This is a genomic window from Isoptericola sp. NPDC056578, from assembly GCF_042793275.1.
GTDB lineage: Bacteria > Actinomycetota > Actinomycetes > Actinomycetales > Cellulomonadaceae > Isoptericola.
The window spans coordinates 1-5,342 of the sequence record NZ_JBHTVC010000108.1 but is presented as its reverse complement, the minus strand read 5'-3'; the positions used below and the strand labels follow the sequence as shown (position 1 = coordinate 5,342).

Sequence of the window (5,342 nt, the reverse complement as noted above, 5' to 3'; positions counted from 1 at the left end):
AACACACTGTTGAGTTCTCAAACAACCGACGCACACCGCAGAACCAGAACCAACCGTTCCGACCCCGCCGGGGCAACCCCTCAAACTTACCAGACCGTTTTCCCTCTTCCAAATCCCTGATCCGAAGATCGAAGGAGGTCGAAAAGACGATCCGATCCCACCGGGAAGAATGCGCGAAGCATCCCGACCGTTGAAGGTGTGGGTTTTCAGTCCCGGCCCGGCCACCGGTACCCAGCCTCTCGGCTGTCTCCTCGGTGTCCGTCGGCCCGTCGGGCTGACGTCGTAGAACATTACCCGGGCGGGCCGCTCCGTGCAACGTGGCCGGACGTGGCGCGCGCCACGTCCGGCCACGGGCGCCCGACCGGTGCCGCGTGGGGCCCCGATCAGGCGGTCACGGTCTCCGGCTCAGGCCGGTCACCGCGCGCCAGCCGGCGCGCCGAGTCGAACTCGTCGAGCACCGTGCCGTCCGGCCGCGGCGTCAGGAAGCTGACCACCACGGCCACGAGCAGGCCGAGCGCGAAGCCCGGGATGATCTCGTAGAGGGAGTCCGCGAGGGACGACCTTCCCCAGGCGAAAGCCACGACCGCGCCCGCGAGCATCCCGGACAGGGCGCCCCATCGCGTGAGGCGGCGCCAGTACAGGCTGAGGATCACGACGGGTCCGAACGCGGAGCCGAAGCCCGCCCAGGCGAACCCGACGAGGTCGAGGATCGACGACGTGCGGTCCAGGGCGATGAGGCCGGCGACCACGGCGACGACGAGCACGCCCGCCCGTCCCAGCATCACCTCGGTGCGCGTGCTCAGGCGGAGCCCGGTCATCTTGACGAGGTCCTCGACGAGCGCCGATGAGGAGACGATGAGCTGCGACGAGATCGTCGACATGATCGCCGCCAGCACGGCCGCGAGCACCAGCCCCGCGATCAGCGGGTGGAAGAGGAGCTGCGCCAGCACCAGGAAGATCGTCTCGGGGTTGTCCACCGCGAGACCGTTGACGGTCGCGTAGGCGACGCCGACCAGTCCGGTCAGCACGGCCCCGAGTGCGGTGAGGAACATCCACCCGATCCCGATCCGGCGACCGGCCTTCGCGTCCTGCGGGCTGCGGATCGCCATGAAGCGCACGATGATGTGCGGCTGCCCGAAGTACCCCAGGCCCCACGCGAGCGCGGAGATCACCCCGGTGGCCGAGGCGCCGGCGAAGAAGGACAGGTGGTGGGTACCGGTGGCGGCGTCGGCAGCACGGATGCCCTCGGTCACCGCGCCCCAGCCGCCGAGGTCCACGATCGCGATGACCGGCACGGCCACGAGGGCCGCGAGCATCAGCAGCCCCTGCGCGACGTCGGTCCACGTGGCACCGAGGAACCCGCCGAACAGCGTGTAGGCCAGCGTCACCCCTCCCACGACCAGGAGCCCGGTGAGGTAGTCGAGGCCGAACGAGCTCTCGAAGAAGGTGCCGCCGGCCACCATGCCGGACGACACGTAGAACGTGAAGAACACCAGCACGATGAGGCCGGCCGCGATGCGCAGCAGGTGCGCGGGGTCATGGAGGCGGTTGTCGAAGAAGCTGGGGATCGTGATCGAATTGCTCGCGACCTCCGTGTAGGCCCGCAGGCGGGGCGCCACGAACTTCCAGTTGAGCCAGGCGCCGACGGTGAGGCCGATCGCGATCCACGCCTCGACGAGACCGGTGGCGTAGATCGCCCCCGGCAGTCCCATCAGCAGCCAGCCCGACATGTCGGAGGCGCCGGCGCTCAGCGCCGCCACGCCCGGCCGGAGCTTGCGCCCCCCGAGCATGTAGTCGTCCAGGTCGTCCGTGCGGCGGTACGCGGCGTAGCCGATGCCCAGCATCGCCACCAGGTACGCGACGATCGCGATCGTCTGCCAGGTCTGATCGCTCATGCGATCGATCACCCTCTCGGTCGTGTGGTGCAGCGTCTGGCGCTGGACGCGCCGACCGCCGCATGCACGACGGACCGGGGCCAGGTCGGGACGCGGTCGGCGCTGACCTCGCTGCGGTGCCACCCCGTTGCCACCTCGATGGCGCCGAAACGACCAACGGCCCGATCCCTGGTGAGGATCGAGCCGTTGTGCCTTTCGGTGCGCCCGGAGGGATTCGAACCCCCAACCTTCTGATCCGTAGTCAGATGCTCTATCCGTTGAGCTACGGGCGCAGTCCTTGGCCGGCGCTCTCGCACCGACCGACGAGAACATTACAGCCCTCGAGCCGGTTCCCCAAACCGAGGTGCCGCATCGTGATGCACGACACCGGCAGGGCTCCTGCCGGAGCAACAGAAAAGGCCCCGGGCGTTCAGCAGCCGGAGCCTTCCTGGCGGAGACGGCGGGATTTGAACCCGCGAACGGGTTGCCCCGTTACCACCTTAGCAGGGTGGCGCACTAGACCAGACTATGCGACGTCTCCTCGCGGCAACACAGCAACACCGCGGCGCCCAGACTAACCGGCGACGCTGCCCGGGGGCAAAGCCGCGCGGCGTCGTCCCCACCACACCCCCGACCGCGCTACGGTCTGCCGCATGCTGGACGACGACGACCAGGACCACCCGCAGCGCGCCCACCAGGGCACGGACGACGGCCCGCACCACCCCACCACCCCCTCCCCGCCGCCCGGCGACACACCGGACGACTACGACGTGCTGGTGATCGGTTCCGGGTTCGGCGGCAGCGTCGCCGCCCTGCGCCTGACCGAGAAGGGCTATCGCGTGGGCGTGCTCGAGGCCGGGCGCCGGTTCGCCGACGACGAGCTGCCGCGCACCTCCTGGGACCTGCGGCGCTTCCTGTGGGCGCCGGCGCTCGGCTGCTTCGGTATCCAGCGGATCCACCGCCTGCGGGACGTGCTGGTCCTCGCCGGCGCCGGCGTCGGCGGCGGCTCGCTCGTCTACGCGAACACCCTGTACCGGCCGCTGGACGCCTTCTGGACCGACCCCGCCTGGGCGCACGTCACCGACTGGAAGGCGGAGCTCGAGCCGTACTACGACCAGGCGGAGCGGATGCTCGGCGTCGTCGACTACCGCCGCACCACCCCCGCCGACGAACTGATGCGCGACGTCGCCGACGACCTCGGGGTGGGGCACACCTTCCGCAAGGTGCGGGTGGGCGTGTACCTCGGCCCGGACGGCGACGACCGGCCGCGCGGCGCCCGCGGCCCCGCGGTCCCCGACCCCTTCTTCGGGGGCGCCGGGCCCGACCGCAACCCGTGCCTGCACTGCGGCGAGTGCATGACCGGCTGCCGGCACAACGCGAAGAACACGCTCGTGAAGAACTACCTGCACCTCGCCGAGAGCGCCGGCGCGCGGGTGCACCCGCTGACCACGGCCACCGCGGTCGTGCCGCGGTCCGGCGGCGGGTACGAGATCCGCACCCACCGGACGGGTCGCCGCTGGGCGGGCCGCCGCACCTACCGTGCCCGGCAGGTCGTGCTCGCCGCCGGCACGCTCGGCACGCAGCGCCTCCTGCACGCGATGCGGGACAGCGGGGACCTGCCGCGCCTGTCCGACCGGCTCGGTCACCTCACCCGGACCAACTCCGAGGCGCTGCTCGGCGCCATGCGGCCCGCCCGCCGCGGGCAGGTCGGCGAGCCCGACTACTCCGAGGGCGTCGCCATCACGTCGTCCTTCTACCCGGACCCGCAGACGCACGTCGAGCCCGTCCGGTACGGCCGCGGGTCCAACGCGATGGGACTGCTGCAGACGGTGCTCGTCGACGGCGTCGGGCCCGGCGAGGGGCCGCGCTGGCGACGCTGGCTCGGCGAGCTGTGGCGGCAGCGCCGGCACCTGCCCGCGCTGTACGACCTGCGTGGCTGGTCGCAGCGCACGGTCATCGCCCTCGTCATGCAGAGCCGCGACAACTCGCTCACCACGTTCACGCGCCGCGGGCCGCTGGGGCGGCGCCTCACCTCCCGGCAGGGCACCGGCGCCCCGAACCCGACGTGGATCCCCGTGGCGCACGACGCCGTGCGCGCGATGGCCGACCGGATGGGCGGTCTCGCGGGCGGCAGCGCGGGCGACCCGTTCGACGTGCCGATGACCGCGCACATCCTCGGCGGGTGCACCATCGGCGAGACGCCGGAGGCGGGCGTGATCGATCCCTACCACCGCGTGCACGGCCACCCGGGCCTCCACGTGCTCGACGGGTCCGCCGTCACCGCGAACCTGGGCGTCAACCCGTCGCTGACCATCACCGCACAGGCCGAACGGGCCTGCGCGCTGTGGCCCAACCGCGACGAGGCCGATGCCCGGCCCGCTCCCGGCGCGAGGTACGTCGTCGTGCCGCCGACGGCGCCCCGGCGGCCTGTCGTGCCCGGGGCCGCGCCCGGGGCGCTGCGGCTGCCGCTCGTCGAGATCCGGCACGCCTGACGCGGCACCCCTGATCCGGTACCCCTGATCCGGCACCGACAGCACGACGCCCCGACGGTGTGACCGTCGGGGCGTCGTCGGGCGGAGGGCGAGGGATTCGAACCCCCGGTGCATTGCTGCACAACGGTTTTCAAGACCGTCACATTAGGCCGCTCTGTCAGCCCTCCCGGGACGGCCGCACGGGCGCTCGTCCGGCACAGCAGTGTACCGGCCGGCATACGCCCGCGGCCCCGGTCGCCGAGGCGTTCCGGGGCCGCGGGAGCGACGGGCGAGCAGCTCTCAGGCCGCGCCGCCGCCCGAGCGCAGCTGACGCATCGCGAGCTGCACGAGGGCGATGAGCGTCTGCTTGGTCGCCGCGCGCGACCGCGCGTCCGTGTAGAGCATCGGCACGTGCGCCGGGATCTGCAGCGCCTCGCGGACGTCCTCGAGCCGGTGCTTGGCCACACCGTCGAAGCAGTTGACGCCCACGACGAACGGCACGCCCCGCGACTCGAAGTAGTCGATCGCCGGGAAGCACTGCTCCAGGCGGTCCGTGTCGACCAGCACGACGGCACCGATCGCGCCGCGGATGAGGTCGTCCCACATGAACAGGAAGCGGTCCTGCCCCGGGGTGCCGAACAGGTACAGCCACAGGTTGCCCGGCAGGTTCACCCGGCCGAAGTCCATGGCCACGGTGGTGCTCGTCTTGCGGTCGGAGACCCCGCCCGCGTCGTCGACACCCACCGAGTGCTCGGTCATCGCGGCCTCGGTGTTCAGCGGCTCGACGTCCGAGATGGAGCCGATGAACGTCGTCTTGCCGACGGCGAAGCCACCGGCCACGACGATCTTCGTCACCGTCGGGGCGCCGGCGGGCGGCGCGGGTGCCGCGGCCGCCTGCGTGGCAGCCCCGTCGGCCGGACGTGCGGCAGGGGGCTGCGGCGCCGTGGCCGGCTGGGCGGCCGGCGCCTGGGGCGCGGCGGCCTGCGGCGGGCTCGCG

3 protein-coding genes and 3 tRNA genes are annotated in these 5,342 nt (G+C 72.2%); 1 reads left to right on the top strand and 5 read right to left on the bottom strand.

The features are described 5' to 3' along the window. Positions 1–383 precede the first annotated feature (383 nt). The 3 genes from putP to ACFQ80_RS22375 form a co-directional block, all read right to left on the bottom strand. On the bottom strand, positions 384–1,895 hold the full coding sequence (gene putP / locus ACFQ80_RS22385) for a sodium/proline symporter PutP (protein WP_430565189.1): 1,512 nt from the start codon (positions 1,893–1,895) through the stop codon (positions 384–386). A 199-nt stretch (positions 1,896–2,094) separates the two neighbouring features. Further along, positions 2,095–2,167, bottom strand: a tRNA-Arg gene (locus tag ACFQ80_RS22380). A 156-nt stretch (positions 2,168–2,323) separates the two neighbouring features. Next, positions 2,324–2,415, bottom strand: a tRNA-Ser gene (locus ACFQ80_RS22375). Positions 2,416–2,527: 112 nt separating this feature from the next. Here ACFQ80_RS22375 and ACFQ80_RS22370 point away from each other — a divergent pair. Further along, positions 2,528–4,366: a GMC family oxidoreductase N-terminal domain-containing protein gene (locus ACFQ80_RS22370; protein ID WP_430565188.1), complete on the top strand. Its 1,839-nt coding sequence runs from the start codon at positions 2,528–2,530 to the stop codon at positions 4,364–4,366. An 82-nt stretch (positions 4,367–4,448) separates the two neighbouring features. Here ACFQ80_RS22370 and ACFQ80_RS22365 read toward each other — a convergent pair. Beyond that, positions 4,449–4,533, bottom strand: a tRNA-Ser gene (locus ACFQ80_RS22365). Between the two features lie 112 nt (positions 4,534–4,645). Then, a complete protein-coding gene (locus ACFQ80_RS22360) occupies positions 4,646–5,200 on the bottom strand; it encodes a GTP-binding protein (protein ID WP_429731380.1) in 555 nt (184 codons plus the stop codon). Positions 5,201–5,342: the final 142 nt, after the last annotated feature.

What these genes read in the sequence shown, in the direction of transcription:
- putP (WP_430565189.1), bottom strand. Translation starts at nt 1,895, where the DNA reads ATGAGCGATCAGACCTGGCAGACGATCGCGATCGTCGCGTACCTGGTG.
- ACFQ80_RS22370 (WP_430565188.1), top strand. Translation starts at nt 2,528, where the DNA reads ATGCTGGACGACGACGACCAGGACCACCCGCAGCGCGCCCACCAGGGC.